Raw genomic sequence first — 2794 nt, 5'->3', positions numbered from 1 at the left:
AATTTTAGAAAATATCTTTATAATAAAAAATTAAGAGAACGTTCATGACTTTAGTAGTGCTTTCTTTTATAATATTTGCAGTATCGCCATTATTGTCTTTGCCGATAACCTTGTGGGGGGTTTTATGTGATAAAAAATATAAACCCTATTTTGGCTTAGTGCTAGCTCTTTTTGTAGGTTATTTTTTGTACCATGTAGAACCAGATATAACGAAAGATTTGTATAGATACATATCTACTATGGAAGAGTTCCTTAGCCATTCATTTAGTGCAACGATTAAAGATATATGGAATAATAGCGACCCACTATCTTACACAATCATGTATCTGGTGTCGCTAATTTTCAGTCCAAAACACATAGTATTCATAGCACCTATTATATGTTATCCAATATACCTGTGGATAATTTCAGATTATGCAAAAAGGGAGAGCGTCAATAATACAACCGAGAAGTTTGTAGTAATATCTTTTCTCGTGATATTCGCTATAGCTACAACATTCTTGGGTATTAGATATGGTATAGCTGTAGCAGTATTCATCCTAGCTCTATATCAAGATAGTGTTCATAAAAGACCTTTTGTTGGTATAGTTTTATATATAATATCAACTTTGTTACATAGTTCAATGGCGCTAGTAGTCATATTACGCGCGTTGTTATTTGTACTCAAAAATATACCTTGGCTATGGTATACCTTAGTGGTATTGTCAGCTACATCCGTACTCCTCATGCAATCGTTAGCAAAAAATTTGTCTAGCGTACCTTTTTTGTCCACGTTTAGTGATAGAGCAGATGTATATACGCAACCATACACTCCTATTGGTATGGTTTATTTTCTTAGCATAGGTATTTCTATAATAGCTACTGCACTGTTGATATTATTTAGAAAATACGGAAAAGATGAAAATAAACTATCGACTATTTTTCACTTAAATTTAACAGTTTTTGTTATCGGATTAGTAAATATACAAAACTACTACTTGGCATCTAGATATTTTACAATAGGAAAAATACTATTCTGTATAACAATTATACCAATGCTGTCAGGGATAGCTAAAATAGAAGACTCTGTAAAAAGAAAAACTGTCGCATATGCTCTATGGTCTGCTGTTATAATATTAATGGTACTTAGTGCCCCCCTGCAAATGAATGGTATTCTTGATTATCACTATAACGGTCTATCAAAATCACTATTAATAAACGAACTACTTATACATTAGAAAGCGCGCCATGAAAAATACAGTGTCAATAATTATACCTATATATAATATTCAAGAATATATAAAACCATGCCTAGAATCAGTGCTTGGACAAACACACAACGATATAGAAGTGATATTAATAAATGACGGATCTTCTGATGATAGCGGTAGTATTTGCGATTCATATGCAAATCAGGATGACAGAGTAAGGGTTATTCATCAAAACAATCTAGGTGTCTCAGCTGCCAGGAATAAGGGCTTAGCAGCAACCACTGGAGAGTATATAATGTTTGTCGATGGAGATGATATGATAGACACCAACATGGTGGCATATATGTTGGACAAGGCATCGACCAATAGCAACTGCACTCTTGTGTCCTGCGCGGTGACAAGGCGCCATAACAATATTGGCATCAGTGGCGAGAATACTCTCCGATTTAATAAAGTAGAAGCTAGTATTGATATGTTGTACATGAATAACATGGATAATGGTCCTTGTGCAAAACTCATACCTTCTAAAATAGCTAAATCCATAAAATTTAATCCAAAGATAACTATAGCCGAAGATTTAGACTACATATATAAAATATTGCAAAAAATAGATAATGAAGTATTTATTAACAGTAATCTTTATTATTATAGAATAGCTCCAGGTAGCGCAATGACGAAACCCTTCACCGAGAGAAGGATGGATGGATTTATAGCGACAAGGGAGATAGTGTCTCACGCCCTGAAAACGGGAAACAATAGAATGATAAATGCTGCTAAATTTCGTCATTTTGCAGAAGCTTTCTTTGTATTATCGTCAATAGGCGGAGAGCAAAGGAAGTACCGCGAGCAATATAATATAACTTGTGATGAATTTAATAAATATAGATTTAGTGTGATCGCAAATAAGGAAGCGCCTAAAAAGTTTAGGCTTCTAGCTATGTTAAGTATAATAAATATTAAATTGGCCATATATTTATCAAAGTTAAGAATACGCAAGAAAGTATAAGTTGTAAGTATGAAAACTGTAAATTTACGATATTATGGGGCGGCTAACCTAGGCGACGATATCTTTATAAAAATTATTTTAGATAGATATAAAAATAAATTTTATCTAGGATGCAAGGAAAAACGGTATATAAAAGAAAATAAGAATATATTATTTCGAGACAACTATATCCGCTTGTTGATAGGAAAAGTCAAATATATTCTTACTTCTAAGTATCACATACCTTTTGGACTAAACAAAGGTGACCTACTAGTATACATAGGAGGCTCATTGTTTATTGAAAACAATAATTTGGACGCCTGGAGGCGAGAGAAGCAATTTTATGATAGCTTAGATAAGCCATACTATATTTTAGGATCCAATATTGGGCCGTACAGTTCACCTGAATTTATCAAAATTGTACATTCGATTTTTAGTAGAGCAGAAGATGTATGCTTGCGCGATAGTTATTCCTATGAACTAGTAAGGGATTTGGACAATGTTAGACTTGCGACAGATATCGTATTTACTTTAGATGTCTCTAAATATAAATGCGACACTAAAAGTAATAATCATGTAATATCTGTGATTGATGCATCAAGAAAGTTTGATAGCGAAA

General features: G+C 33.0%; 3 protein-coding genes. All 3 read left to right on the top strand.

What is annotated here, in order from left to right; all coding sequences use genetic code 11:
* Window positions 1-44: 44 nt before the first annotated feature.
* Entirely contained in the window at window positions 45-1217 is a 1173-nt protein-coding gene (locus RYO55_RS09690) for an EpsG family protein (protein WP_314985314.1), read from the top strand.
* 10 nt (window positions 1218-1227) lie between these two features.
* Complete coding sequence (locus tag RYO55_RS09685) at window positions 1228-2196, top strand: glycosyltransferase (protein WP_314985313.1); 969 nt, start codon at window positions 1228-1230, stop codon at window positions 2194-2196.
* A gap of 9 nt (window positions 2197-2205) precedes the next feature.
* Window positions 2206-2794, top strand: a 589-nt coding sequence (locus tag RYO55_RS09680) for a polysaccharide pyruvyl transferase family protein (protein WP_314985312.1), incomplete at its 3' end; no start/stop codon positions are given.

The organism is uncultured Veillonella sp., assembly GCF_963551295.1.
In the GTDB taxonomy this organism is placed as follows: domain Bacteria; phylum Bacillota; class Negativicutes; order Veillonellales; family Veillonellaceae; genus Veillonella.
The sequence above is the reverse complement of the archived record's forward strand: the minus strand, read 5'-3'. Positions and strand labels throughout refer to the sequence as shown.

Bases quoted from the DNA above. Each gene is read 5' to 3' on its own strand.
- RYO55_RS09690 (WP_314985314.1), top strand. From the start codon at position 45: ATGACTTTAGTAGTGCTTTCTTTTATAATATTTGCAGTATCGCCATTA.
- RYO55_RS09685 (WP_314985313.1), top strand. From the start codon at position 1,228: ATGAAAAATACAGTGTCAATAATTATACCTATATATAATATTCAAGAA.